General features: G+C 57.5%; 24 protein-coding genes and 1 tRNA gene. 9 read left to right on the top strand and 16 right to left on the bottom strand.

Translation table 11 applies throughout. From position 1 onward, the window contains the following. Positions 1-82: 82 nt before the first annotated feature. The 3 genes from rpmA to phaeop14_RS07225 all read right to left on the bottom strand — a co-directional run bounded on the left by rpmA (position 83) and on the right by phaeop14_RS07225 (position 2,045). Positions 83-352 carry a 50S ribosomal protein L27 gene (rpmA, locus tag phaeop14_RS07235; RefSeq protein WP_014874659.1) on the bottom strand — a complete coding sequence of 90 codons (270 nt, stop codon included), beginning with the start codon at positions 350-352 and terminating at the stop codon, positions 83-85. An 11-nt stretch (positions 353-363) separates the two neighbouring features. Continuing rightward, positions 364-954, bottom strand: a complete 591-nt coding sequence (locus phaeop14_RS07230; protein ID WP_014879989.1) for a 50S ribosomal protein L21 — start codon at positions 952-954, stop codon at positions 364-366. Between the two features lie 239 nt (positions 955-1,193). Next, positions 1,194-2,045 (bottom strand): DUF2059 domain-containing protein, encoded by an 852-nt coding sequence (locus phaeop14_RS07225; RefSeq protein ID WP_040169593.1) that lies wholly within the window; start codon positions 2,043-2,045, stop codon positions 1,194-1,196. 120 nt (positions 2,046-2,165) lie between these two features. Between phaeop14_RS07225 and phaeop14_RS07220 the strand changes: the two genes are divergently transcribed. Beyond that, positions 2,166-2,255 (top strand) — tRNA-Ser (locus phaeop14_RS07220). 240 nt (positions 2,256-2,495) lie between these two features. Here phaeop14_RS07220 and phaeop14_RS07215 read toward each other — a convergent pair. Both phaeop14_RS07215 and phaeop14_RS19625 read right to left on the bottom strand, forming a co-directional pair. Beyond that, positions 2,496-3,239: a tyrosine-type recombinase/integrase gene (locus phaeop14_RS07215; RefSeq protein ID WP_096789152.1), complete on the bottom strand. Its 744-nt coding sequence runs from the start codon at positions 3,237-3,239 to the stop codon at positions 2,496-2,498. Between the two features lie 247 nt (positions 3,240-3,486). Further along, positions 3,487-3,789, bottom strand: coding sequence for a hypothetical protein (locus phaeop14_RS19625; protein ID WP_145957393.1), 303 nt, complete (start codon positions 3,787-3,789; stop codon positions 3,487-3,489). Between the two features lie 1,067 nt (positions 3,790-4,856). Between phaeop14_RS19625 and phaeop14_RS07210 the strand changes: the two genes are divergently transcribed. After that, entirely contained in the window at positions 4,857-6,788 is a 1,932-nt protein-coding gene (locus phaeop14_RS07210; protein WP_158524508.1) for an ankyrin repeat domain-containing protein, read from the top strand. 343 nt (positions 6,789-7,131) lie between these two features. Next, complete coding sequence (locus phaeop14_RS07205; RefSeq protein WP_096789150.1) at positions 7,132-8,790, top strand: O-linked N-acetylglucosamine transferase, SPINDLY family protein; 1,659 nt, start codon at positions 7,132-7,134, stop codon at positions 8,788-8,790. Between the two features lie 158 nt (positions 8,791-8,948). Here phaeop14_RS07205 and phaeop14_RS07200 read toward each other — a convergent pair whose 3' ends face one another. From phaeop14_RS07200 to iscR, 9 genes are all read right to left on the bottom strand, one after another. Further along, positions 8,949-10,169, bottom strand: coding sequence for a cysteine desulfurase (locus phaeop14_RS07200; protein WP_096789149.1), 1,221 nt, complete (start codon positions 10,167-10,169; stop codon positions 8,949-8,951). Next, a complete protein-coding gene (locus phaeop14_RS07195) occupies positions 10,162-10,743 on the bottom strand; it encodes a YIP1 family protein (protein ID WP_096789148.1) in 582 nt (193 codons plus the stop codon). The genes phaeop14_RS07200 and phaeop14_RS07195 overlap by 8 nt, the downstream gene beginning before the upstream one ends. Then, complete coding sequence (locus phaeop14_RS07190) at positions 10,740-11,225, bottom strand: YIP1 family protein (protein WP_096789147.1); 486 nt, start codon at positions 11,223-11,225, stop codon at positions 10,740-10,742. The genes phaeop14_RS07195 and phaeop14_RS07190 overlap by 4 nt, the downstream gene beginning before the upstream one ends. Beyond that, positions 11,225-12,505 carry a SufB/SufD family protein gene (locus phaeop14_RS07185; protein ID WP_096789146.1) on the bottom strand — a complete coding sequence of 427 codons (1,281 nt, stop codon included), beginning with the start codon at positions 12,503-12,505 and terminating at the stop codon, positions 11,225-11,227. Before phaeop14_RS07185 ends, phaeop14_RS07190 begins: the two co-directional genes overlap by 1 nt. Next, entirely contained in the window at positions 12,506-13,261 is a 756-nt protein-coding gene (sufC, locus tag phaeop14_RS07180; protein ID WP_014879982.1) for a Fe-S cluster assembly ATPase SufC, read from the bottom strand. A 66-nt stretch (positions 13,262-13,327) separates the two neighbouring features. Further along, positions 13,328-13,642 carry a heavy metal-binding domain-containing protein gene (locus phaeop14_RS07175; protein ID WP_014879981.1) on the bottom strand — a complete coding sequence of 105 codons (315 nt, stop codon included), beginning with the start codon at positions 13,640-13,642 and terminating at the stop codon, positions 13,328-13,330. Positions 13,643-13,680: 38 nt separating this feature from the next. After that, the gene (gene sufB / locus phaeop14_RS07170; RefSeq protein WP_040169591.1) at positions 13,681-15,204 is read right to left on the bottom strand and encodes a Fe-S cluster assembly protein SufB; all 1,524 of its coding nucleotides are present in this window, start codon (positions 15,202-15,204) and stop codon (positions 13,681-13,683) included. A 15-nt stretch (positions 15,205-15,219) separates the two neighbouring features. Next, positions 15,220-16,263: a cysteine desulfurase family protein gene (locus phaeop14_RS07165; RefSeq protein ID WP_096789145.1), complete on the bottom strand. Its 1,044-nt coding sequence runs from the start codon at positions 16,261-16,263 to the stop codon at positions 15,220-15,222. Between the two features lie 118 nt (positions 16,264-16,381). After that, the gene (gene iscR / locus phaeop14_RS07160; RefSeq protein ID WP_040169082.1) at positions 16,382-16,840 is read right to left on the bottom strand and encodes a Fe-S cluster assembly transcriptional regulator IscR; all 459 of its coding nucleotides are present in this window, start codon (positions 16,838-16,840) and stop codon (positions 16,382-16,384) included. A 188-nt stretch (positions 16,841-17,028) separates the two neighbouring features. Between iscR and phaeop14_RS07155 the strand changes: the two genes are divergently transcribed. From phaeop14_RS07155 to phaeop14_RS07130, 6 genes are all read left to right on the top strand, one after another. Beyond that, entirely contained in the window at positions 17,029-17,682 is a 654-nt protein-coding gene (locus phaeop14_RS07155; RefSeq protein ID WP_024097294.1) for an alpha/beta hydrolase, read from the top strand. After that, positions 17,682-17,930, top strand: coding sequence for a hypothetical protein (locus tag phaeop14_RS07150; protein WP_076615216.1), 249 nt, complete (start codon positions 17,682-17,684; stop codon positions 17,928-17,930). Before phaeop14_RS07155 ends, phaeop14_RS07150 begins: the two co-directional genes overlap by 1 nt. Then, positions 17,923-19,095, top strand: a complete 1,173-nt coding sequence (locus phaeop14_RS07145) for an HD domain-containing protein (RefSeq protein WP_096789144.1) — start codon at positions 17,923-17,925, stop codon at positions 19,093-19,095. Before phaeop14_RS07150 ends, phaeop14_RS07145 begins: the two co-directional genes overlap by 8 nt. Before the next feature lie 45 nt (positions 19,096-19,140). Continuing rightward, positions 19,141-19,476, top strand: a complete 336-nt coding sequence (locus phaeop14_RS07140; protein WP_040169078.1) for a DMT family transporter — start codon at positions 19,141-19,143, stop codon at positions 19,474-19,476. Between the two features lie 148 nt (positions 19,477-19,624). Next, on the top strand, positions 19,625-21,445 hold the full coding sequence (typA, locus tag phaeop14_RS07135; protein WP_096789143.1) for a translational GTPase TypA: 1,821 nt from the start codon (positions 19,625-19,627) through the stop codon (positions 21,443-21,445). Positions 21,446-21,562: 117 nt separating this feature from the next. Then, positions 21,563-22,144, top strand: a complete 582-nt coding sequence (locus phaeop14_RS07130) for a VOC family protein (RefSeq protein ID WP_096789142.1) — start codon at positions 21,563-21,565, stop codon at positions 22,142-22,144. A 91-nt stretch (positions 22,145-22,235) separates the two neighbouring features. On the opposite strand, the gene phaeop14_RS07125 is transcribed toward phaeop14_RS07130, so the two are convergent. After that, entirely contained in the window at positions 22,236-22,523 is a 288-nt protein-coding gene (locus tag phaeop14_RS07125; RefSeq protein WP_040169075.1) for a DUF1330 domain-containing protein, read from the bottom strand. Between the two features lie 94 nt (positions 22,524-22,617). After that, positions 22,618-25,269: an alanine--tRNA ligase gene (gene alaS / locus phaeop14_RS07120; RefSeq protein ID WP_096789141.1), complete on the bottom strand. Its 2,652-nt coding sequence runs from the start codon at positions 25,267-25,269 to the stop codon at positions 22,618-22,620. Positions 25,270-25,441 lie beyond the last annotated feature (172 nt).

The raw sequence follows: 25,441 nt of genomic DNA, 5'->3' as shown, positions 1-25,441 counted from the left end.
GGTTCTGCCACCGGGGCAAAAATAAAAAAGGGACCGGCGATGTCGCCGATCCCCTGATTGTGTCTTACCTTTCAGGTTCGGCTTATTCAGCGGCCTCCGCCACTGGCAGAACCGAAATAAAGGTGCGGCCCTTGAGGCCTTTGTGGAAGGTCACAGCACCGTCCGTGGTTGCAAAGATCGTGTGATCTTTGCCCAGGCCAACGCCTTCGCCCGGCCAAAACTTGGTGCCGCGCTGACGTACGATGATGTTGCCAGAGATGGCCGCTTGGCCACCATAGAGTTTCACGCCAAGGCGGCGACCGGCTGAGTCGCGGCCGTTACGTGAGGAACCACCAGCTTTCTTATGTGCCATTGTCTATCTCCTTAGCCTTTAGCCAATTCTTTGGCCTGCTCAACCCATTCGGGCTTCACTTTGACCGCGTCGATAGCAGCAATGTCAGCATCCGACAAGGCCGCGATCTGGGCAAAGCTGGTCAGACCGGCTTCTTCCAGCTTCTTGGCAGCGGCGGGACCAACACCTGTCAGCTCGGTGAGGTTGTCACCGGAGGCAGCAGGCGCAGCCTTTTTTGCAGCCGGAGCGGCTTTGGCAGCAGGCGCATCGCCCTGACCGCTGGCAGCTTTCACGCCGGACTTGTCAGCGCCGGAGGCCAGGATCTCGGTGATCTTGACCAGAGTCAGCTTCTGACGGTGACCCTTGGTGCGCTTGGAGGAGTGCTTACGACGGCGCTTCACAAAGTGAATGACCTTCTCGCCTTTGATCTGATCGACGACTTCGGCCTGAACCGCAGCACCGTCAACAAAGGGCGCACCCACAACCGGTGCATCACCACCGAGCATCAGGACGTCGTTGAACTGGATTGTTTCGCCAGCATCAGCAGCCAATTTTTCCACGCGCAGCATATCGCCGGCCTGAACTTTGTACTGCTTGCCGCCGGTTTTGAGGACCGCAAACATATGCGTCTTTCCTTTTCTACCCGCGTCCTACGGTCCCTTTCGCATCGGATGCGTCCAGCGTTTCGACCCGAAGGCCACCTCGAACAGCGCGCCCCGTGGGGGCGTATGACAAATAAACCCCGGCACAGAGAATCCGGGCCGGGATGCGGGCTTATGCGGCGAAACGGAGGAGCTGTCAACCCTAGGCGGGTGTCGCCTAACGCAGCCGAAACGGGACCGGTCGTAGCGCAGTTTTCGCTTTAGAGATCCTGCGCAGGTTCTAGGTCTTTCAGCCGGTAGGCCAGCACTTCGAAACGGTTGGCCGTAATTTCAAATGTCACCGCATTGAGCAGCTCATATACCCGCTGCATCAGCGGATGCTCCAACGCCACAATATACGCTTCCAGTTCCTCATTGTTGAAGGCCTGATAGGTATAGGCGTTTGCGGCCATATTCGCAGCCTGCAGCGCCATCTGGGTTGAGGCCTGCTGATCCTTCATAAAGGCGCGCAACCCGTCCGCGTCCAGCTGTAGATCGATCACACCGGCGGCGCTCGCCGCCATCAGGAACCGAAACTGGATTTCCTGCACCGCCTTCACACCTGTGCCATCGGCATCGATTGCCTGCCCCATGCGCTGGAACAGCTGCGGGCGCTCACTGCCCTCGGCCACCAAGTCGGAGATGATGCGCAGCCCTGCCTGCTGCTTGGTCTCATCATCCTCAATCATATGAGAGGCATTCTCCGCCTGCACCAAACGCGCCCCCAGCGGGCTGGCGTAAAACTCCGCGGCGTGGGCCAACGCGTCCTCCTCCAGCGTTTCTTCCAGTATACCGAGTGCAATCTCGCGCATGTCCTGCCGGTCAAACACATCCTGCGACAACCGCACCCAGGCAGCGCCAAAATCTCCGGCATCCACCCCCAGCATATCCGGCGCCATCTCCGCCGACAGGGCTATACTGTCGAGAGCCACATCAAACCCGGTGGTTTCAAGAAAGGCGATCACCTTGTCCCGCTCCGCGCCCTGTGCAGCAGTGATTGCGAATAATGATGCAAGAACAAGGCTCAGGAGCGTTTGCATCACGCGGGTTCGGAACGACATAAGCTGTATCATAATCCAAAACCTAAGCGTTTTCTGGCGCAAGACAATGAAAAATCCATTTTCCTGCTCAATGCGCTAAATCCCCTCTTGCGCGCCTGCGAATTCCACTTTAAACGCCCTTTCACCCCCCGCGGAGAGGTGCCGGAGTGGTCGAACGGGGCGGTCTCGAAAACCGTTGAGCCTTCACGGGTTCCCAGGGTTCGAATCCCTGTCTCTCCGCCACTATCCCCCTGAGATCGCTGCAAAATTCGCCCTACTTAGGGCCAAGAAAACCCTTATCTGTTTCCTGTGTTTCGGGCCAGTAGTGTCATACTATGACACCTTTTGTGGCTTCCGGGTATGCCGACTATGCCCCCTTAGGCCGGTATCTATGCCCCTTTTTCAAGACTGACAGCCCCCCTGAGCATGAAAAAAGGGGACCCCGCAATCGCGGGATCTCCTTTTCATTTCACCGGGCATTTCTTAGCGAAACCCGTTATCGCCATCTGCGGAAACTCGAGCCTTCTCTTCCGCGGTAAGATACCTGAGATAGTAGCGCTCTGTGGTCAGCACCGATCCATGGCCGATGTATTTCTGAACGCGATAGATGGACCAACCCTCCTTGAGGCGTTCAATGGCGAACTTGTGCCGAAGATCATGCAGCCGGGCATCGAACCCTGTTTCTTGTCCGTATTCCCAGAAGAGGTTCGACGGGTCCTTATAATAGCCGTGTTCGGTAGAATTCCAGAAAATATAGGGTGAGACATTTGTTCGAGGGATCTTCAACAGGATGTCGATTGCTTGTTGCCGCAACTCAATCGCGCGAACCCTCTCCCCTTTTGTATTTCTTAACGTTGCTTTGACATTCCCTTCGACTGGGTTGTCGAGCCCCGAAACATCCGCCCAAGGCAGCATCGCCATCGCAGTAACACGGCCGCCAGTAACGTCGAGGAATTTGGGAAAGTAGTTCAAAGTGCCTGGAGCCCGAGCTGCGAGCCTTTGAATGGCCATGTTGCTCGGAAGAGTAATGACGGGCAACACTTCCTTCATTCCCTGCTTTTCAAACAGCCAGACTGGGTTTTCCTCAATCCATCCCTGATTTTTGATCGATCCGATAAGATTGGTGAACGCAGTCAAGTCCCGGTTGATAGTGGCAACGGTCACTTTTTCTGCACGCCTGCGAGCGACAAATTCTGAAACGGTAGCCACCGTGATCTCTGCGGCCATCAAATCTCTGATTTCACGGTCCTCATCCTCACAGATATCAACGATAACGCGAAGTATTTGGCGGGGGCTGAAGGCTCTCGTCCATGTACTCCCACTGCAGCCGACACCAGGATCGCGCCCCCGCGGTCTTTCAGATGACCTCGCCGAGTGAATGTAAGCAGATCTTGCGTCTGATATCGGGGTCGAGTTCACCGTAGCTCTTGAATGCTTATGCTCTGGCAAATCAAAGATCGGGATGTGGAATTGCCTATGAAGCGTCAACACCTGCCATTAGAGTTGTTCCTAATCGCCATTCGAAACAGGCTTCAAGATAGTTTCGACTATCGGCTGTTAAGCGATTGATGCCCGCGAGACGTGATAGGTCGCGAGCCGGATCGTCGCTCTCACCAAGCGCCTCGGCATTTGCGTCGTACAGCCAGGCAATTTCAGCGCGTGAGATGTCGCGGACGCTGCGAGTCAGATCAGTCTGGAACGGTACACGGTTTGAGTGGCTGCCCTTGCCCCAGACGAATTTGACGCCATCCTCATCGTGGATATCGACGCGCGTCAAGGCCGCGCCCACCTGTTCAACGATACGTCGGCCAGTGCGTTGCCACCCGTGTTGCTGGGCAACACGCCGCGAAAGGAGCGCAGCCACGCTTGAGCTGCAACGTTGCGGACCCTTGTAGGCGTGGGTGAGAACGGCACTTAATTTACTGCTCCACGATCAGTTTTGCGACTGTATTCCTGATTTCCTCACGGGTGGGGGCAGCTTTGGTTATCTCTTCCGCATGCCAAGCGACATTCAGTTGCGAGGCAGAAAATAGATCAACGAAAAGGAAGAGAAAATGGCAAACTCACGTCCGACGAACGGCCCTTCAACCACCGGAAATAGATCTGGTTCTGGCCGCGGAAACAATCCGCCTAAGGGGAAATAAAGAGCCTGTGGCCAGTCATGCGCAGCATCCACAAAAGCTGCTAAAAAACTGATTGGGATGGTGGATGTACCGCCATCCCATTATCGAGGTGCAAATTGTATTATTCAAAAGACAAAGAGTTGAACAAATTGATTGCAGCAGAAGTGAAGTCCGGGGCGCGTTATGTCCTTGGAAAGAAGCATGCCAAGCTTTTCTTGGCAGGTCGCGGATGGCTGGTATTCTCCCGAACGCCGGGTGATCGACGGGCGTTCAGGAACGTGAAGGCAGAACTGTCCAGGCTGCACCGACAACAGGCTGGGGTGTGACCGTGGCCGACACTCAGCCGATAGCTCAACTCCCGACGTCACATTCCGCACTCCTTTACGCTGTGTCATTGTTTTGCGCGCCCGAATGGCAACACGCAGAACGCCGCCGCTACGCACGCTTGGAGACGCGGTTGGAGGTAGGGACTAAACGAACTCTTCGGTTACTTGATCTGCTTAGGCAGTCGTTGAGTCAGACGCACGCGTCAGCTCTATGGGTCGATACAGTTGAACAGGTCTTAAGGCTCGGGAACTCCCTGGATGCGCTGGAACTTCACACTCGGACATATTCGGCAACTCCGCAGCAGGCGCTTTGGGTGCTTCTTGCGTTCGACGTTGTGCCTGCCCTGGGCAGAACTTGGGGTTTTTGGTGCCAGGATGAGGCGCTTTTGCCTCAGATGCCCGAAGGCGATCTTTGGTTCCTGCCGCATCAAGATCCCGCGAACCCAGATCGTTTGATTTTGCCAGTCGAGACAATGCTGTCATGGTGGTTAGAGCAAATTGACGGCCCATTAGATCGGCTTTGGGGGGAATACGACGACGAAAGACGACGTACCCTCGACAATTGGAAGTCAGGCCGGACGACGCCAGCAATTGCCAAGATTGTGGAGTGGTTTGGTGACGATCACCAATTTTCATATAAGAGCTCAGACGAAGCTCATCTGTCGACTTCACAGCTGCGCTCATTGTTGCTTTGGGCGCGTGCGATCGAGCAAGCCTACAAGGATCTCGTTGGTTGCTTGACGCCGGGTGTCGCGCCAACCGACGCGGATCCTATGCGCAACAAGGCGTTGCAATTGATCGAGCTCTTCAGATGGAGCCACGAGGCCACTGTTGCTACAGCCCCTACCAACCCAGCTTTGGCCGATCTGGCGTTCGTTGAGGCGCTGCCATCGTGGATAAAGGAAGGCCCATTTCGTGTGATTACACCGGATCGCTCTGGCAGGATTCTGGCAGCCGAGCAGGTGGCAGAATTTCTAAGCGGGATATTTAGTGCCTTGCCTTCTAACGCAAAACTCCCCGATATTTTTGGTGATCCAAAGCTGAGATCGCCTGCGCTAATGACATTTAACGCAGACCGAGTAAGACAGCGTCAGACAGCTCAGGAAGGCATCGAGAATATCCTGGTGGCTTGGCGGGGCAGCGATCTCGGTCGTCAGCACCCTGTCGCTGCAGGTTTGGCAAAGCTTCAACAATTGCCCGGCATCGCTGAGTTTGAACCAGATATTGCCTATCTTAGCGCCCTACATGCTCTTTCGTCAGGCAATTTTGGTGAAGCGCGTCAGCATGCCGAAAAGGCTCTCGAACTCTGTTTGACGCGGTCCATCGGGCCACTGAAACTGGATATCGCAAAGCTAAACTTCTCACTGGCTGTTGCTCAGGATGCGTTCAACCGTGCCAGTGCAGAACGAAGTTTTCGAATTCTTTGCAAATTAGTCCAGCCTCAAGATGCGGCTCACTGGAGACTCGGAGAAAGCCCGATCGATTATTCAATGCGGTTGGCTGCCGCCGATCACGCGGCTTGGTTCTGGGGCGACATTGTTCACCCGTATGAAGGGGTGGAAATCGAGGCGCCGATTCAAGAAAATTCCGAGATCATTCGCGCATACGCAGGATTGCTTTTCTCCGGCGCTTCAGAGGTGGAGGTGCGTGCCTTCAAAAAGAAGTTTGGCGGCCAGCTGAAGCGCAAGTTGCGAGATGTGCGCGGCGACACGTTCGTCACTGTGACATCAAAAATGGTGCCGGATGTCGTGCGTGTGATGTGGCGAATGCCAACCTATTCCGGGATCCCCGAAGAACCCTCTGAATTGGCCAACTCCATGGCCGCAACGCATTTGAAGCTGGTCAGATTGCTGGCCACAGACGTCTTGGATGCGCGAGACTATTTGAAACAGACTGCGCTGATGCTGGCGGCCGAGCGAAAAGATGCGAACATGGTCAAAGCACTCGTTGACCGCCATGTGGATATCGATGCCCAAGACGTGCTTGGTCGTACGGCGTTGCATTCAGCTGCCAGAGTCGGAGCTGATCGATGTTTTGAAATTCTTCTTGCCGCTGGCGCGAACCCGGCGCTTCAAACTTTCGCCGGCAGAACACCTGCCATTCTTGCCGCAGAATTTGGGCGGGCCACGATCTTCGAGATGAGATTAGCATGCACAGCATATGAAGTGGGTAGAAGCGAGCTTGAGGAAGCGTACAAACTGGCGCAGGACACTGCGGAGGATTTCAAGGCAAAGCGCAGGGCATATGCCATTCAGGGATATGAAATTGCCGGACGGAAAGGCTTTCAGAAGATTGCTTCTTTGGCTTTGGCGGTTCTGGATGAGTAGCTGTAGGCATTCCACATGCCCAAAGCACTTTCCTCGGGCAGTTTAAGAAGCCTGTCCCTACGAGCTGCAGCGGGCTGCGCATTGTGCTCTAAACCGACCTTAGCTGCAACAATCGAAGATGTCGGTAATTGGGTCGGTCTCCCAGGGTTCGAATCCCTGTCTCTCCGCCACTTTTACCTGAAAGCATGACCACTCCTGATCTAACCCGCGTGAGATTGCGGCTGGGGTCTCCAAGTTTGCGGCTGTGACACATGCCGGAATACCCGACGTTTCACACACGGATCCTCACCGGTCATTAAACATTTCAAGTCAGAATGGGCCGACGCTGATCCGGAGTTTCATTTTGTCCATTTCGTTTCCAAACGGATTTAACTGCCCGCTCTATACCGGCGCGGTTCAGCTTATGCGAAACCGCGACTTCACTGAGGCCGAACCCATGATGCGCAGCTCCCTCATACATGAGGGCGAGACTGCACTTAGCTATCACTATCTGGCTGAGATCGTCGCCTCTCGGACCGGACGCATTGAGGAAGCAATCGCACTCCAGGAAAAGGCGCTATCCCTGGCTCCGTCAAACTCGGTGTTTATCGCCGCCCTGGGCTCTCGCCTGAAGGATGGTGGGTTTGACAGGCAAGCTCTCAAGATCCTCGAAACCGCTTTGGCGATTGATGAAAACAGCCCAATTGCACTGCCCTTGATCATGAGGCTTCGGCGCAAATTCCTGGCATGGAAGAACGATGCGCAAGAACGACGCTGCCTTGAGAGGATGCAGCAGGCCAACCATCGTCCAGACCCGCTAGCCCTTTTCACTTATATCGATGACCCTCAGGCCCAGCTTGACAATGCAAGCCTGCGTGCCCCCAAATCCAAACGGGCCAAACCTGCGCCTCATGAGCCCGGCAATAAGATCAGGATTGGGTATTTTTCCAGCGACTTCTTCGAACATCCCACAATGCATCTGTTCCGCGGCGCGCTGAAGGCGCATGACAGAGACAAATTCGAATTTTATGTTTATGATCTTCTCCCTAAGGAGCAGTCCGAAGAAAGCGCCTTTGTTCGCAACTTCGCGGACCACTACAGAGATGTTTCGAACCTGACCCCTGAGGAGACTGCCGACCTTTCCATCCGCGACAGAGTTGATATCGCGGTGGATCTCAAGGGGGATACCTTCGCCTCAAAGCAAGAAATATTCGCCTATGGGGCTGCACCGGTTCAAGTCTCGTTTCTCGGGTTTCCGGGTACCACCGGCATGGACATGATTGACTATATGATCGCTGACGAGGTCACGATCCCTGAGGGCTCGGAACGATATTATAGCGAAACCATTCTCAGATTGCCCAATTGCTATCAGCCCAATAGCAATTGCCGCCATGTCCCCGAGGTCCGCGACACCAGGGCAGACTACAACCTCCCGCAGGATAAATTCGTCTTCGCCAATCTCAACAACACCTACAAGGTCGGCCCGCGAGAGTTCGCCGCATGGATGAAGATACTCAAACGAGCTCCGGATTCGGTGCTACTCTTCTATATGGGCAATACTGATATCGCTGAAGTCGTCGCTCAAAAGGCCGAGGCGCATGGCGTCGCTCCGGATCGGATCATCCCTTGTGGGGCGCTACCGCAGGCCGCTCACATAGACCGTATTTCGCAAGTCGACCTGTGCCTTGATTGTTTCAGTTGCAACGCCCATACGACCGCGTCCGACATCCTATGGGCCGGTGTTCCGATACTGACCCTGGCTGGCAAACAGTTTGCGGCCCGTGTTGCCAGCAGCGTCCTGAGTGCGGCGAATCTACCAGAGCTGTCTGTGAAATCTGAAAAACTTTTCATCGACAAAGCTGTGAGCCTGGCAAAAAATCCCGACGAGATATCACGGATTAAACACCAACTGAGAGAACAAAGGTTTGCTCTGCCGCTGTTTGACACCGAAGCATGGACGAGAGATTACGAGCGTGCGCTGTACCAGATCTATCACGAGAGTCACTCCGCAGCTGGGCGTTAAGACCGCTGCGCCAACTTACTCGTCTTCTCCAAGTATTCCACCGCACGGGCTCCCGCCGCGAATTCCGTCAGAGCAACGCAGAACTGGCGCTGCAATGACGGAGGAGCATCTAGGATGACCAGGGTCGCGGCTGCTATTGGCGCGGCTGCACGAGTTTGCTAGCCAAACAACTCATGCGCCAGCTCCAGCGCGTCGATCAGCACATCGACCTCTTCCTTGGTATTGTACAGTCCGAAAGAAGCGCGACAGGTGGCAGCTACGCCGAGGTGGTCCATCAGAGGCCCTGCACAATGCTGACCGGCGCGCACAGCCACGCCTTTTTTGTCAAGGATGGTGGAGATGTCATGCGCATGGGCAGCGCCCTCAAGCGTGAAGCTGAAAATCGCAGCTTTGTCAGCAGCTTGCCCCTGTATATTCACCCAGTTCAAACCGCTTAACCGCTCGTTGGCATAGGTCGTGATGGCCGTCTCATGGGCGGCGATATTCTCCATGCCGATGTCCATCATATATTCAAGCGCCACGCCCAGACCGATCATCTGTACGATCCCCGGCGTGCCGGCCTCGAACTTCATCGGCGCATCATTGTAGATCACCTGCTCACGGGCGACTTCCTTGATCATATCGCCGCCGCCCATGAAGGGGCGCATCTCTGCCATTCGTTCGGGTCGAATGTAGATCGCACCTGATGAGGACGGACCGTAGAGTTTGTGACCGGTGATCGCGTAGAAATCACAGCCGATATCCTGTACATTCACTGGCATGTGGACCGCGCCCTGCGAGCCGTCGACCAATACCGCAACGCCCTGTTCACGCGCTTCACGGCAAATGGTTTTCACATCCACAATGGTCCCCAACACATTGGAGCATTGGGTAATTGCGATCAGCTTGGTTTTGGGACCGATGGCGTCCAATACCGCCTGCGGATCAAGACTGCCGTCAGCGGCGGTCTCTACCCACTTCAGCACCACGCCCTGACGCTCGCGCAAGAAATGCCAAGGCACAATGTTGGCGTGGTGCTCCATCACGCTCAGAATGATCTCATCCCCGGCCTCCAGCTGGGGCATCGCCCAACCATAGGCTACGGTGTTGATGCCTTCAGTGGTACCGGAGTTCATCACAATCGTGTTCTCATCCCCAGCATTCAGAAAACGCGAGATCGTGCCACGCACGCCTTCGTATTTTTCAGTCGCAAGGTTAGAAAGATAGTGCAAACCTCTGTGAACGTTAGAATATTCCTCTGAATATGCACGGGTAATTGCATCAATCACCACCTGAGGTTTCTGCGCCGACGCACCGTTGTCCAGATAGGTCAGCGGCTTGCCGTTCACCTGACGGGACAGGATCGGAAAATCGGCGCGAATTTTTTGGACATCATACATGGTCGGGAAGTCCCAATAGTGCCGGGGCATGGGCCCCCAAAAGCAGAGAGAGAAGGATGACGATCAATATCGCCGACATCAGAACCGAGCCGATGGCCCGCCAGACTGATGTAAACTGATGTGCTTCTTTGATGAACTTCAGAAAGATCGCCAGCATGACGAAATTTGCCACCAGAGCAATCAAGGAGGCGGCCAGCGGCAGGATCAGATGCAGCAGTATCACGGCAATCAAAAGAGCTATCTGTACCGCATTCAGCCAGACGTTGACCGCAAGTATTTCAACAAAACGCGCCTGACCGCCGATCCAGCGACCGGTCCAAGTCAGAAGCGCAGTAATGCAAAGATGCAGGACGAAAACCGCACCGGCATAGGGCAGCGGGGACAGGCTTGGCAGGAGACTGCTATTACCCGGTAAAATCGCATCCGCGACTTCAAGCACCAGCGTGTTCAGCACGGCCGTCAGCAACAGCGCCAGAACAAGTGCCTGACGGGGCCAGTCTACCGACAGAAGCACCCGCGCCGCGGCGGTCGGCGCGCTGAAGGTCAGGCTTGCAAGTGTCTGGTAGGGTATCATTTTTCACCCCAGTACGCCTGAGCCATACCGCTGACCCAGAACCAAAGAAACAGCAGGAACCAGATCCCGCCGACCAGAGTCAATTCAAGCCCCGACCCGATAAACCCAGCCACGAGCCCGTTTAGCAGCATCAGCGGGCTGGCCGCCAGAAAGGCCCAGAACAGCGCCAGACGGGCCTGAGCGCTACCGCCTGAGCCGCCGACCAACTGGGCCAGCCCATGGGCCAGAAACGCCAGCGCATATAGCAGCAGCGGCGCCATGAACAGCAATGCAAGCAGCGATCCGCCCAGCAGCATGTTCAACTCCTGCCCGGTCAGATGTGCCTCCCGCGCCCGCACAGGCATCTGCGCAATGAACGCGATAGCGCAGCCAGCCATCAGAATGGCAAGCAGCCGGTCTTCATGCAGCCCCATGGCAAGACGCCGCGCAAAAACTCTGCGCGGCCCCTTGTAGGTGGCAACAATGTCCTGACTGACGGACATCAGCGGCGCCGGGCCAACCAGCCTTCCAGCCGGTCCACAACGTTCGCCGCAATATCAGCGTCCTCAATCTCGTCCACCGCCTCGGCGAGAAACGCAAGCGTCATGAGATCGGTCGCTTCGGCATGCGGCACACCACGGGAACGCAGATAGAACAGCCCTTCTTCGTCAATCGCACCGGACGTGGAGCCATGCGAACAAGCCACGTCATCGGCATAGATTTCCAGCTCAGGCTTGGCGAGGAACTGGCTGTCATCGTCCAGCAACAAAGACTGGGAAATCTGATATCCGTCAGTCTTTTGCGCGCCTTCCTTCACCAGGATCTTGCCCTGGAATACTCCAGTCGCGCCATTGCGCAGCACCTTCTTGAAGACCTGACGGCTCTCACAGTTCACGGCATCATGGGTGATGAACACGGTGTCATCGTGATGGAAATCACCATCGCCAACGCACGCACCAGCAATATGGGCCACGGCATCATCGCCGATTAGCTCGATCACCGCCTCATTCCGGGTCAGCACGCCATTCACGGTCAGGGTGAAGGATTTGAACACAGATTCAGTGCCAAGACGCGCAAACAGATGTGTTGCCGCGCGACGCTCGTGGTCACGACCCTGCGCGCGCACCAGATGCAGGGAACCGCCGTCGGCAACGTCAATTTCCATGCACTTGTTGAACCGCGAGGCCGCAGGCCCGTTTTCCAGAATGGTCGCGGTGGCCCCGCTCTCAACACGGATCACGTGGTGCAGAATCGCATCCGAGTCCTCTGATGCGTGGCGATAGATCAAGCTGACCGGTTTCGAAGGCGTCCCGGTGACGCGGATCGCGACACCATCCTGCGCAAATGCAGTATTCAAAGCCGCCAGCGGGCGTGCGACAGGGGTTTGACCGCGCGCTTCAAGAACACCGTACAAGTCCTTGGCCCAATGGATATCTTTGGCGCAGATATCAGCAATGCGATCAATGCTGATCCCTTCCAGCGCCAGTTCATCCGAGGCATCAGCGTCAAAAACACCATCGACAAACACGATCTTGATGCGATCAAATTCGCTGAACATCGGAGGCTCGCCTGCATCAAAAACGGCGGCGGTTGGTGCCTCCGCTGCGGTCAGCGTATCGGGCCGAGTGTATTTCCAATATTCATCGCGACGGCCGGGCAGCCCCAGCGTCTGTACGCGGGACAGCGCGGCTTTGCGCGCCTCCGCCAGACAGCCGCCCTCCGGCATGGTCAGCGTGGCCAGACGCGCCTCTGTTTCGCTTTGTTTTCTGTCAGCAAGCGCCATTTACACACCCTCTGCCAGAATGTCGGCATAGCCGTTGTTCTCGACTTCCAACGCCAGCTCAGGACCACCAGTTTTCACGATGCGACCATCTGCCATGATGTGAACCACGTCGGGTTTGATGTGGTCCAACAGGCGCTGATAGTGGGTGATGACGAGGAAACCGCGGCCTTCGTCGCGCAGGGCATTCACGCCTTCGGAAACCAGTTTCATTGCATCCACGTCCAGACCGGAATCGGTCTCATCAAGGATGCACATTTTCGGCTCCAGCATCGCCATCTGCAGGATTTCGTTACGCTTTTTCTCACCACCGGAGAAGCCGACATTGACCGGACGCTTCAGCATATCGGCGTCGATCTTCAGCGTCTTCGCCTTGGCGCGGACCTCCTTCAGGAAGTCAGAGGCGCTCAGTTCTTCTTCGCCGCGGGCCTTGCGCTGCGCGTTCACTGCGGTGCGCAGGAAGGTCATGTTGCCGACACCGGGGATCTCAACCGGATATTGGAATGCCAGGAAGACGCCTGCGGCGGCGCGCTCTTCCGGCTCCATCTCCAGCAGATCTTCGCCCGCCAGCGAGGCCTCACCGTCGGTCACCTCATAGCCGTCGCGGCCAGACAGCACATAAGACAGTGTCGACTTGCCAGAACCGTTCGGCCCCATGATCGCATGCACTTTGCCAGCTTCAACGGTGAGGTTGACGCCTTTGAGGATCTGCTTGTCCTCTTCTTCAAGTTTGACGTGCAGGTTTTTGATTTCGAGCATTTTTTCCTCGTTTATATCTCTTCGGGGCGAACCCCGGTTGTTCCTGTGCCCCGAGGGGCGAATTTTTTAGCCGAGCACCACGGCTGTTCCGCTGGCCGACACCATAAGCATGGATTGGCCGACCACTTCGTAATCCAGATCGACGCCGACAACTGCGTTGGCGCCTTTGGCGCGGGCGCGATCTTCCAGCTCTGCCAGCGCAGTTTCACGCGCGTCCTGCAGCTTGCTTTCATAGGCGCCGGAGCGGCCACCGACGATATCGGTGATGGAGGCAAAAACATCGCGCACAACATTGGCGCCCATGATCGCTTCACCCACCACGATGCCTTTGTAGTCGGATATCTGGTAGCCTTCGACGTTTGGTGTGGTTGTGATGATCATGCCTTTACCTCCATGCGTTGATGCCCAGGGGCCTGTCATTACCCCACAGACCCTTCCAGCGAAATCGCAACCAGCTGCTGCGCTTCCATGGCGAACTCCATCGGCAGCGCTTGCAGCACGTCCTTGCAGAAGCCGTTGACCACCAGGGCCACCGCTTCTTCCTCGTCCATGCCGCGCTGGCGGCAGTAGAACAGCTGGTCGTCGTCCACCTTGGAGGTGGTCGCCTCATGCTCCACGCGGGAGGAGTTGTTCTTGACCTCGATGTAAGGAACCGTGTGGGCCCCGCATTTGTCACCGATCAGCAGGCTGTCGCACTGGGTGTAGTTGCGGCTGTCCTTGGCCTTCGGGTGCATCGACACCAGGCCGCGATAGGTGTTCTGCGCCTTGCCCGCGCTGATGCCCTTGGAGACGATGCGCGACTTGGTGTTTTTGCCCAGATGCACCATCTTGGTGCCGGTGTCGGCCTGCTGCATGTTGTTGGCAATCGCGATCGAGTAGAACTCGCCCTGGCTTTCCTCACCGCGCAGGATGCAGGAGGGGTATTTCCAGGTGACGGCAGAGCCGGTTTCCACTTGGGTCCACATCACCTTGGAGCGATCTCCGCGGCAATCAGCGCGTTTGGTCACGAAGTTATAGATGCCGCCCTTACCGTTCTCATCACCGGGATACCAGTTCTGAACGGTGGAATATTTCACCTCGGCATCTTCTTCGATGATGATTTCCACCACGGCTGCGTGCAGCTGGGCGATATCACGCGCTGGTGCAGTACAGCCTTCCAAGTAGCTGACATAGCTGCCTTTGTCGGCGATGATCAGCGTGCGTTCAAACTGGCCGGTGTTTTCCGCATTGATGCGGAAATAGGTCGACAGCTCCATCGGGCAGCGCACGCCCGGCGGCACATAAACGAACGAGCCGTCCGAGAACACAGCCGAGTTCAGCGTTGCGTAGAAGTTGTCGGACACCGGCACGACAGAACCGAGGTACTTCTTCACCAGTTCGGGGTGCTCTCGGATCGCCTCAGAGATCGAACAGAAGATCACGCCCGCTTTTTTCAACTCTTCCTGGAAGGTTGTGCCAACGGACACGGAGTCGAACACCGCATCAACCGCGACCTTGCGGCCCTCAGCTGGCATATTCTCCGCGCCTTCGACACCGGCCAGAATCATCTGTTCTTTCAGGGGGATACCCAGTTTTTCGTAGGTCGCCAGCAGCTTCGGATCGACCTCATCCAGCGACTTTGGCTTCACCTCCATCGATTTGGGGCGCGCATAGTAATACTGGTCCTGAAAATCGATTTCCGGATAGTCGACCATCGCCCAGGTCGGTTCTTCCTTCTGCAGCCAGCGGTCATAGGCTTCCAAACGCCAGTTCAGCATCCATTCCGGTTCTTCGTTTTTCTCCGAAATCAGCCGGACGATATCGGTGGTCAGGCCCTTGGGGGCGTATTCCATCTCGATGTCGGTTTCCCAGCCGTATTTGTAGGCGCCGCCAACCTCGCGGACGGCATCAACCGTTTCCTGGTCAACGCCTTCTTTTACCTGAACATCATCCAATGCTGTCATGGTCATCTCCTGCACTCACGCCACCCGGGCGCGATGTTTCTTCTGTTTGGCGCACCAGCTTTCGGCAAAGCGCAGCACATCCGTTTCTGTTGTGTCCGGCCCAAGCGAGACGCGCACGGCGCTCTGGGCGGTTAACTCGTCATATCCCATGGCGGTCAGCACAGCGCTGGCGCGCACCTTGCCGCTGGAGCAAGCACTGCCTGCGCTGATCGCAAAACCCGAAAGGTCCATTTGCATGACCTGGGTTTCACCCTTCCAGCCCGGGGTCGCAAAACAGCTGGTGTTGGGAAGGCGTGATGCCGATGTCCCAACAAAAATAGTATCGGGACTGCCAGCTGCAAGGGCCGCTTCCATTGTGTCGCGCAGCATCGCAACCTGCTCCCACACACCATTGGCCAGCGCCTGTACCGCAGCTTCGGCAGCGGCGCCGAAGCCGGCGATCCCGACAACATTCTCGGTGCCGGACCGACGGCCCATTTCCTGACCGCCCCCTTTGATCTGCGCCGCCAGATTGGTGCCGCGTTTCAGAACAACCGCGCCGATCCCCTTGGGGCCGCCCAGCTTATGTGCCGAAATCAGCGCCATGGTTGCGCCCATCCAATTGAAGGCCACGGGCAGCTTGCCAAAGGCCTGTGTCGCATCAGTCACCGCCAGCCCCTGCGGCAACGTCTGAATAATGCCCGTTTCGGAATTGGCCAGTTGCAGGGCAGAGGTCGCCGGGTCATTCACAAGGACATCGCCCTCAGGCGAAACCTGTAAATCTTCGACAGCCCAAGACCTTACCGCGTCATGTTCAACCGATGCGGCGTGAAGGTTGCGACCACTCATGGCCAAGGCAGCCCCCTCAGTCGACCCGGAGGTAAAGACGATATCAGCACCATCCGCCCCAAAAGCCGAGGCGATCTGCGCCCGCGCCTTCTCAACCAACGCCTTGGCAGCCCGACCCTCAGCATGCACTGAAGACGGGTTTCCACAAATCTCCAAGGCAGAGATCATCGCAGCCTTCGCAGCATCGCAAAGCGGCGTGGTAGCGTTGTGATCAAGATAGACGCGCGACATCTGCAGTGTTGGTCCTTGGCTCTTACCCCTCGCCGCCGCTCAGAGCAGGCACGCGATCGTTGATTTCGTCGGTACAGCGCACCAGCGCCGGTATGGATTTCCAAATTTGCGGGTCAGATCAGTCATCGACCACGGAAAACAAGGTCGGAACCGCCGGACAGGGCACCAGATCATTTTCGATCACATCCGACAGGCGCGTCTGATGCAGGAAAACATACACATGCGCGCTCAGCCCCTCCCATAGACGGTTGGTCAGCGATTGCGCGCGGCTTCCTGATAGCCCGCCAGAGGCACCGGCCCCCTTGTGCATGGCATCAACGGTTTCATCCACCGCACTCAGCACATCAACCACCCGGATGTCCGAGGGCGGTTGTGCCAGCCTGTACCCCCCACCGGGGCCACGCACCGACACCACGAGACCGCTGCGGCGCAGTTTGACAAACAGCTGTTCGAGGTACGGGAGCGAGATATCCTGACGTTTGGAGATATCCCCCAACACCACCAAACTGCCCTCCGGCTGCAAGGCGATATCCGCCAAGGCCACCATCGCATACCGCCCCTTGGTCGAAAGTTTCATATTTTCAAATCCTCAGACCCTGACGACACAGCGAAAAGATTGACCTCGAACGCTGCAATGCGTATCTCAGCGGGACGGCAGCGAAACTTGGCCTCTGCCACCAATTAGAACCGTTCTAAGGTGCCCTACGGAATTCGTCAAGTATTCCCGGCGGCATCCCCGAAAATAAGAGTAGGATTCACCCACACATGCCTGAGGTCATTTTTCCCGGACCCGAAGGCCGCCTGGAAGGCCGCTATCACCCGCAAAAAGAAAAAGACGCGCCCATCGCCATCGTGCTGCATCCGCATCCGCAGTTCGGTGGAACGATGAACAACAAGGTCGTCTACAATCTGCATTATGCGTTTTATAACATGGGCTTTACGGTTCTGCGGTTCAATTTCCGCGGCGTTGGCCGATCGCAGGGCGAATATGATCAGGGCGTTGGCGAATTGTCCGATGCCGCATCGGCGCTGGATTACCTGCAGTCGATGAACAACAATTCCAAGCACTGCTGGGTTGCCGGTTTCTCGTTTGGGGCCTGGATCGGCATGCAGTTGTTGATGCGCCGTCCTGAGATCACCGGTTTCATCTCGGTCGCGCCGCCTGCCAATATGTATGATTTCTCGTTCCTGGCGCCCTGCCCGTCCTCGGGTCTGATCATCAACGGGACCGCCGACCGCGTGGCGCCGCCTGCGGATACGGTGAACCTGGTGAATAAACTGCATGAGCAAAAGGGCATCACCATCACCCATACCGAAGTCGAAGGCGCTGATCACTTCTTCCAGGATCCGCATATGGATCCAATGATCGACAATGTCTCCGACTACGTCAAACGGCGGCTCACCGAAAGCTCCCGCTGATGGGCACAATTGAGACGCTGGCCCAAAAACTGGCCGCCGACACGCTAAAGGTACAGGACGCCACCGGCGAAGAGCGCCTTTATATGGAGGTGAGCCAAGTTCTGGGGGCGGCGTCTCAATCCCTTGAGGAAGCCTTCCTCACTGAAATGCGGGTGCGCCTTGCCGAGCGTAAGGCGCGCGCCTTCCTCAACAGCAAAATCAGCGCCGCCAAGGCTAAGATTGCATCCAAGGCTCCAGACCATGACTGACACCTCAACGCGGCTTGAAAGCCAGTTCCGTTTTTTGTTGGAGGCGGACAAGCTGCGCCGCGTGGATCGTCAGAACCTGATCCTGGACGGCTCGCGCTGCGAAAACTCCGCCGAACACAGCTGGCATCTGGCGCTTTATGCGCTGGTCCTGGCCCCGTTTGCACCGGCTGACGTCTCGATTGAACGGGTGGTGCAGATGTTGCTGTTGCATGATCTGGTTGAGATTGATGCGGGCGACCATCCGATTGACGGTGATGTGGACTGGGAGGCGGTTGCCAGCGCCGAAGCGGTTGCCGCGACCCGGCTGTTCTCGCTGCTTCCGGCGGATCAATCTGCCTTTCTGCATGGTCTGTGGCGCGAGTTCGAAGCGAGCACAACGCCCGACGCGCAATGGGCCAAGCGCATTGATCACTGTCAGCCAATCTTTCAGACCCTTTACAATGCGGATGTGCCAGCAGCGCATATCGAGGTGGTCCGTGGCAACCTCTATGGCGGGCGTGCCGCAGCACTGAAAGAGGCCTTTCCTGAGGTTTACACCCATGCGGTCACGAAGCTTGAGGGGGGCAATCCACAGGATGTGCTGACCGCGCCCCTTGCCTTCCTCAATGAGGTCGATGCGTTGAAGACCGTTCTGCGCGCAACCACGCTCGGCGACGGCAGCCGCCATGAGAATTCCGCCGAACACAGCTGGCACATCATGCTTTACGCTTGGGTACTGGCGCAACACAGCCACGCGCCGGTGGATATGGCCAAAGTGCTGCAGATGCTGATGCTGCATGACATTGTCGAAATTGATGCAGGCGATGTGCCGATCCATTCGACCCTGTCGGAGGCTGATCACGCTGCCATCGCCGCAAGTGAACAGGCCGCTGCAGAACGGATCTTCGCCCTTCTGCCAGAAGATCAGGGCCAGGCCTTCCGCAGCATCTGGGAGGAATTTGAAGCCGCAGAGAGCGCCGAAGCGATCTACGCCAAGGCCATTGATCGCGTGCAGCCGGTCTTGCTGAACCTGATGTCCGGCGGCGGCAGCTGGCGAGAGTATAACGTCACTCTGGCTCAACTGGAGGCGCGTGTTGGCCAGAAAGTCGCCCGCGGCGCACCTGCTGTCTGGGAGTATGTCCGGGCCACTGTTGCCCCTTGGTTTGCCGAAAACACCAGCGCCTGATCCAAGCGCTGCGTGGGCAGGCAGATCCCCACTGGAAGTCTAAACATGCCGCTTCACTATCTCTATCTGGTCCTTGCGGTTGCCGCAGAAACCATTGGCACCACCGCCTTGCAGGCCAGCCAGCAATTCACCCGGCTTGGCCCGTCACTGCTCGTAGTGGTTGGCTATGGGTTGGCGTTTTACCTCATGGCGCTCACCCTGCGGCACATGCCTGTGGGGATCGTCTATGCGATCTGGTCCGGCCTTGGCATTTTCCTCATCGCGATCATTGGCTGGGTTGTATTCGGACAACGGCTTGATCTGCCTGCTGTTCTGGGATTGTTGCTGATCCTGGCCGGCATCCTGGTGATCCATTTGTTTTCTAACACCACCGGACATTGACAGCGATCATCACGTCCTCACGTATGGCCAGCCAAACGCCACAACACGGGTTCGATTGGGGCCACGCGGGCAAAAAGATGTATTTCCTCTGGCCTTTGGTGGCCTATCACGCTATGCGCGCGTCAACTTCCTTACAAAGGCTGACGTCATGGACCTGCGCAACATTGCGATCATTGCTCACGTGGACCACGGGAAAACCACCCTGGTTGACGAGCTTCTGAAACAATCCGGCGCCTTCCGCGAAAACCAGGCTGTGGCGGAACGCGCCATGGACAGCAACGATCTGGAACGCGAGCGGGGCATCACAATTCTGGCCAAGGCCACTTCGGTGGAGTGGAACGGCACCCGGATCAATATCGTCGACACCCCTGGCCACGCCGATTTCGGCGGCGAGGTTGAGCGGATCCTGTCGATGGTGGACGGTGTTGTCCTGTTGGTGGACGCCGCTGAAGGTCCGATGCCACAGACCAAATTCGTGACCTCCAAGGCGCTGGCACTGGGTCTGCGCCCGATCGTGGTCGTGAACAAAGTCGACAAACCCGATGGCGAACCAGACCGCGCACTGGACCAGTGTTTTGACCTCTTCGCCAACCTTGGCGCGGATGACGACCAGCTGGACTTCCCATCCATGTATGCGTCCGGTCGCTCTGGTTGGGCAGATATGGAGCTGGACGGTCCCCGCAAGGATCTCTCTGCCCTATTCGACCTCATCGTGGATCACGTCCCTGCGCCAAAGCAGATCGAGCACAAAGACGAGCCGTTCCGCATGCTCGCCACCACACTGGGCGCCGACCCTTTCATGGGTCGCATCCTGACCGGCCGTGTTGAATCCGGTACGCTCAAGGCGGGCGACAACCTCAAAGCGCTGAGCCGTGAAGGCGATCTGATCGAGAACTTCCGCTGCACCAAGGTTCTGGCCTTCCGTGGTCTTGGCCAGCAGGCCATCGACGTCGCCGAAGCCGGCGATATCGTCTCCATCGCGGGGATGACCAAGGCCACCGTGGCGGATTCGCTGGTAGATACCTCAGTCAGTGAAGCCCTGCCCGCGCAGCCGATTGATCCGCCCACCATCACCGTCACCTTTGGCATCAATGACAGCCCGCTGGCTGGTCGCGATGGCAAGAAGGTTCAGTCCCGCGTCATTCGCGATCGTCTGATGAAGGAAGCCGAATCCAACGTCGCGATTCAGATCTCCGACACCCCCGGCGGCGAGGCCTTTGAGGTTGCCGGTCGCGGCGAACTCCAGATGGGTGTTCTGATCGAGAACATGCGCCGCGAAGGCTTTGAACTGTCGATCTCCCGTCCGCAGGTTCTGTTCAAAGAAGAAGACGGCGTCCGCATGGAGCCGGTTGAGGAAGCCACCATCGACGTCGATGATGAATATTCCGGCGTTGTCATCGAGAAGCTGACCGGTCACCGCAAGGGTGAGCTGGTCGAGATGAAACCGGCAGGCGTTGGCAAGACCCGCATTATCGCGCATGTCCCCTCTCGTGGCCTGATCGGCTATCACGGTGAGTTCCTGACCGACACCCGCGGCACCGGCGTTCTGAACCGCGTGTTCCACGGCTGGACCCCGCACAAAGGCTCCATTCCTGGACGTCGCGCGGGTGTTCTGATTTCCATGGAAAACGGCACCTCGGTCGCCTATGCCCTGTGGAACCTGGAAGAGCGCGGCAAGATGATGATCGGCGCGCAGGAAGACGTCTACACCGGCATGATCATTGGCGAGCACAGCCGCGACAATGATCTTGAGGTGAACCCGCTGAAAGGCAAGAAACTGACCAACGTTCGTGCCTCCGGCACCGACGATGCGGTGCGCCTGACAACGCCGATGAAGCTCTCTCTGGAAGAGGCGATTGCCTATATCGACGATGACGAGTTGGTGGAGGTGACCCCGAACTCCGTGCGTCTGCGCAAGCGCTACCTCGACCCGCATGAGCGCAAGCGGATGGCCCGCGCCAACGCTTAAGATACAGTTGATACAGAAAATATCAGAGGCCGCCCAGAATTCAGGGCGGCCTTTTTGCTATCCGTTTGCCGCGTGCTACCCTGCGAGAAACAGGGGTTCATCCAAGGGAAAGACAGCATGCGCAAACTACAGGTCCAGGGCGTTCATCATATCACCTTGACCGGTGCCGACCGGCAGACGTCAATCGAGTTCTGGGAGGGCGTGCTGGGGATGCCGTTCATCTTCGACCAACCCAATCTCGATGACCCGGACGAAGGGCATCTCTACTTCGACCCCGGCGATGGCCGCCTGATCACCGTCTTCACCAATGAGACCCGCACGGCTGACCGTCGTCGCACGCCGATGGATCCTGGCTGTGTCCATCATCTGGCCTTCAACGTCTCAAAGGCCACTTTTGCCCAGGCCGTTGAACGGCTCAACGAGCGCGGCATCGGACATTCCGGTCCGAAGGATCGCGGCTTCATGGATTCGATCTACTTCAAGGATCCGATGGGGTTGCTGATCGAACTCGCCTGCTACAAATTTGAACCCCCGATGGGGTGCTCCCATACGGATGTGATGATCACCGCACATAAGATCCGGGTTGCGGCCGGAGACTATAATATTCAGGAAAAACACCTGGCCGACGCGATAGAGCAGCTGGTTGAGCGGCGGCAACAGACCCTGTCTGAGGATCGCACACCCCGCAATCCCTATTGAGAGATCTGCCACACTGCTAACAACGCTTTGACAAATGAATAAGAGCGGCCAAAGGCCGCTCTTATCACATCTGCAAGAGGCTGATCAGTTGTTATTCGCTGATCTCAACCACCATCAACTCCCGCTCGGAGGCGTCCCGGGCATGGCTCAGCGCCTCTTGGTATTCGGGGCTGTTATAGCACTCCACCGCGGCATCGACACTGGGGAATTTTGCCACGACATTGCGCGGACGTTCCTTGCCTTCCAGCTGCACAAACCGGCCACCACGGGCGATGAACTGACCGCCATGTTTGGCAACCGCCGGGCCGGCCAATTCAGCGTATTTGCCGTAAGCGTCTGCGTCGGTGACGGTGACATGTGCAATCCAGAGTGCTGGCATCGGGGACGTTCCTTTGTCTGACGATCTTTCCGGCAGGTTACGGGAATTGCCGGAAAGACCAAGTCATTTTTGATCAGATGATCAAACAGATGTTTTACACAGCCAACAGGGCCTCAGCTGCCTTGATCGCCTCCTCGGCGCCAGCGAAGTCCTTGCCGCCGCCCTGCGCCATATCAGGACGACCACCGCCGCCTTTGCCACCGACTGCCGGAACGGCTGCTTTCAAGACATCAACCGCAGACACTTCTGCCGTCAGATCATCCGTGACACCTGCGGCCACCGCCACCTTGCCGCCGTCATTGGCGATCAGCAGGATCACACCGGAGCCGATTTTCTGCTTATGGGCATCAATCAATCCGCGAAGATCCTTGCCCGAAACACCTTCCAGCGCCTGACCGAGGAAGGTCTTGCCACCAATTTCTTTGGTCTCGGATCCGCCACCAGCGCCGCCGCCCATGGCAACCTGCTGTTTCAGCTGCGACACCTCGTTCTGCAGCGCCTTGCGTTCATCCATCAGCGCCTTGAGACGGTCCATGACCTCCTCCGGCTGAGCCTTGAGACTATTGGCGACCTCCGCCATCCGCAGGGCCTCGCGGTCCAGATGAGCAAAGGCCTCTGCACCGGTCAGTGCCTCGATCCGACGCACCCCAGCGGAGGAGGCACTGTCGCTCAGGATCACAAAGGTGCCGATATCTCCGGTCTGGCGCACATGGGTGCCGCCGCACAGTTCGATGGAATAGGTGGTGCCATCCTGTCCCTTGCCAGTGTCGGCCTCACCCATGGAGACGACGCGCACCTCATCGCCGTATTTCTCACCAAACAGCGCCTGCGCGCCCAGGGCGCGGGCATCATCCGGCGTCATAATGCGGGTTTCGACCGCAGTGTTCTGGCGAATAAACCGGTTCACATCAACGGCCACCCGGCGCAGTTCTTCCGCGCTCAGCGCCTTGTTGTGGCTGAAGTCGAACCGCAGCCGGTCATCCGCATTGAGCGAACCGCGCTGCGCCACATGATCCCCCAGCGCCTCGCGCAGAGCCTCATGTAGCAGGTGCGTGGCCGAATGGTTGGCGCGAATGGCGCTACGGCGGATGTGATCGACCTCCAACTGGGCTGCGGCACCTTTGGTGATCAGGCCGCTTTCGACCTTGCCAAAGTGGATGAACACGCCAGCGGCTTTCTTGGTGTCCGTCACCCGAACCACGCCACCCTCGACACGGATCTCACCGCTGTCGCCGACCTGGCCACCGGACTCCGCATAGAACGGCGTCTGGTTCAGAACCACCTGCACGTCAGTGCCGGCCCCGGCTTCGGCAACCTGAGCGCCATCAACCACAAGCGCCATGATCTGACCTTCAGCCGCCTCGGTCTCATAGCCAAGGAAATCAGTGGTGCCCGCCTGATCGGCAACATCAAACCAGATGGTGCTATCCGCAGATTCACCCGACCCGGACCATGCCGCCCGCGCCTTGGCCTTCTGCTCCGCCATAGCGCTGTCGAACCCGTCGGTGTCCACGGTCCGGCCCTTTTCGCGCAAGGCGTCCTGGGTCAGATCCAGCGGGAAGCCGAAAGTGTCATACAGTTTGAACGCCGCAGCACCGGGCAGCGGTGCGCCCTCATCCAGACCGGCCAGCTCGTCATCCAGCAGTTTCAGGCCACGATCCAGCGTCTGCTTGAAACGGGTCTCTTCCTGATGCAGCGTCTCTTCGATCATCGGCTGTGCGCGACCCAGTTCGGGATAGGCTGCCCCCATCTGCTGCACCAGCGCCGGGACCAGACGGTGCATCACCGGATCCTTGGCACCCAGCAAATGCGCATGACGCATCGCGCGGCGCATAATACGGCGCAGCACATAGCCGCGCCCATCGTTTGACGGCATCACACCATCGGCCATCAGGAAGGATGTCGACCGCAGGTGGTCCGCAATCACCCGGTGGTGGACGTTCTGGTCCCCATAGGGATCCACATTGGTCACATCGGCCGAGGCCTCGATCAGCGCCTTGAACAGGTCGGTGTCGTAGTTGTCATGGCTGCCCTGCAACAGTGCGCCGATCCGTTCCAGCCCCATGCCAGTGTCGATCGACTGCATGTCGAGCGCCTTCATCGTGCCGTCTTCGAATTGCTCGTTCTGCATGAAGACGACATTCCAGATCTCGATGAACCGGTCGCCATCTTCATCAGCGCTGCCCGGAGGGCCACCCCAGATGTGATCGCCGTGATCATAGAAAATCTCGGTGCAGGGCCCACAGGGACCAGTCGGCCCCATCTGCCAGAAATTGTCGGAAGTATCGATGCGAATGATCCGGTCTTCCGGCACGCCGACCTTCTTCCAGATCTCGAACGCCTCGTCATCGGTGTGATACACCGTGGTCAGCAGACGGTTCTTGTCGATGCCAAATTCCTTGGTGATCAGCTCCCAGGCAAAGGTGATCGCCTCTTCCTTGAAGTAGTCGCCAAAGGAGAAATTCCCCAGCATTTCAAAGAACGTATGGTGACGCGCGGTATAGCCGACATTGTCGAGGTCGTTGTGCTTGCCGCCTGCCCGCACACATTTCTGCGAGGTCGTCGCGCGTTTGTAGTCGCGGGTTTCAACCCCGGTAAAACAGTTTTTAAACTGAACCATGCCAGAGTTGGCAAACATCAGGGTCGGGTCATTGCGCGGCACCAGCGGGCTGGAGGACACGACCTCGTGCCCCTGCTTGGCAAAGTAGTTCAGAAAGGTAGAGCGGATATCATTGAGCGTCGGCATAATCGGGATCTCTCGGCTGGCTGTCTCAGCGGTTCGGGAAGATGTATCCGCCCCCAGAGAGCCTGTCCAGCGCTGCGGTGCGGAAAGCCGACATGAAAAAGGGCGCGGAGAGGTCCGCGCCCTGTTTTGATCAGATTCTTCCGGCGTCATCTGTGCTTATGAACGGGCACTG

Origin of the sequence: Phaeobacter piscinae (genome assembly GCF_002407245.1) — a bacterium.
Lineage (GTDB): Bacteria > Pseudomonadota > Alphaproteobacteria > Rhodobacterales > Rhodobacteraceae > Phaeobacter > Phaeobacter piscinae.
The sequence above is the reverse complement of the archived record's forward strand: the minus strand, read 5'-3'. Positions and strand labels throughout refer to the sequence as shown.

Excerpts from the sequence above, each read along its gene's own strand:
- rpmA (WP_014874659.1), bottom strand. The coding sequence starts at position 352 with ATGGCACATAAGAAAGCTGGTGGTTCCTCACGTAACGGCCGCGACTCA.
- phaeop14_RS07230 (WP_014879989.1), bottom strand. The coding sequence starts at position 954 with ATGTTTGCGGTCCTCAAAACCGGCGGCAAGCAGTACAAAGTTCAGGCC.
- phaeop14_RS07225 (WP_040169593.1), bottom strand. The coding sequence starts at position 2,045 with ATGATACAGCTTATGTCGTTCCGAACCCGCGTGATGCAAACGCTCCTG.
- phaeop14_RS07215 (WP_096789152.1), bottom strand. The coding sequence starts at position 3,239 with ATGGCCGCAGAGATCACGGTGGCTACCGTTTCAGAATTTGTCGCTCGC.
- phaeop14_RS07210 (WP_158524508.1), top strand. The coding sequence starts at position 4,857 with ATGCCCGAAGGCGATCTTTGGTTCCTGCCGCATCAAGATCCCGCGAAC.
- phaeop14_RS07200 (WP_096789149.1), bottom strand. The coding sequence starts at position 10,169 with ATGTATGATGTCCAAAAAATTCGCGCCGATTTTCCGATCCTGTCCCGT.
- phaeop14_RS07195 (WP_096789148.1), bottom strand. The coding sequence starts at position 10,743 with ATGATACCCTACCAGACACTTGCAAGCCTGACCTTCAGCGCGCCGACC.
- phaeop14_RS07190 (WP_096789147.1), bottom strand. The coding sequence starts at position 11,225 with ATGTCCGTCAGTCAGGACATTGTTGCCACCTACAAGGGGCCGCGCAGA.
- phaeop14_RS07185 (WP_096789146.1), bottom strand. The coding sequence starts at position 12,505 with ATGGCGCTTGCTGACAGAAAACAAAGCGAAACAGAGGCGCGTCTGGCC.
- sufC (WP_014879982.1), bottom strand. The coding sequence starts at position 13,261 with ATGCTCGAAATCAAAAACCTGCACGTCAAACTTGAAGAAGAGGACAAG.
- phaeop14_RS07175 (WP_014879981.1), bottom strand. The coding sequence starts at position 13,642 with ATGATCATCACAACCACACCAAACGTCGAAGGCTACCAGATATCCGAC.
- sufB (WP_040169591.1), bottom strand. The coding sequence starts at position 15,204 with ATGACAGCATTGGATGATGTTCAGGTAAAAGAAGGCGTTGACCAGGAA.
- phaeop14_RS07165 (WP_096789145.1), bottom strand. The coding sequence starts at position 16,263 with ATGTCGCGCGTCTATCTTGATCACAACGCTACCACGCCGCTTTGCGAT.
- iscR (WP_040169082.1), bottom strand. The coding sequence starts at position 16,840 with ATGAAACTTTCGACCAAGGGGCGGTATGCGATGGTGGCCTTGGCGGAT.
- phaeop14_RS07155 (WP_024097294.1), top strand. The coding sequence starts at position 17,029 with ATGCCTGAGGTCATTTTTCCCGGACCCGAAGGCCGCCTGGAAGGCCGC.
- phaeop14_RS07150 (WP_076615216.1), top strand. The coding sequence starts at position 17,682 with ATGGGCACAATTGAGACGCTGGCCCAAAAACTGGCCGCCGACACGCTA.
- phaeop14_RS07145 (WP_096789144.1), top strand. The coding sequence starts at position 17,923 with ATGACTGACACCTCAACGCGGCTTGAAAGCCAGTTCCGTTTTTTGTTG.
- phaeop14_RS07140 (WP_040169078.1), top strand. The coding sequence starts at position 19,141 with ATGCCGCTTCACTATCTCTATCTGGTCCTTGCGGTTGCCGCAGAAACC.
- typA (WP_096789143.1), top strand. The coding sequence starts at position 19,625 with ATGGACCTGCGCAACATTGCGATCATTGCTCACGTGGACCACGGGAAA.
- phaeop14_RS07130 (WP_096789142.1), top strand. The coding sequence starts at position 21,563 with ATGCGCAAACTACAGGTCCAGGGCGTTCATCATATCACCTTGACCGGT.
- phaeop14_RS07125 (WP_040169075.1), bottom strand. The coding sequence starts at position 22,523 with ATGCCAGCACTCTGGATTGCACATGTCACCGTCACCGACGCAGACGCT.
- alaS (WP_096789141.1), bottom strand. The coding sequence starts at position 25,269 with ATGCCGACGCTCAATGATATCCGCTCTACCTTTCTGAACTACTTTGCC.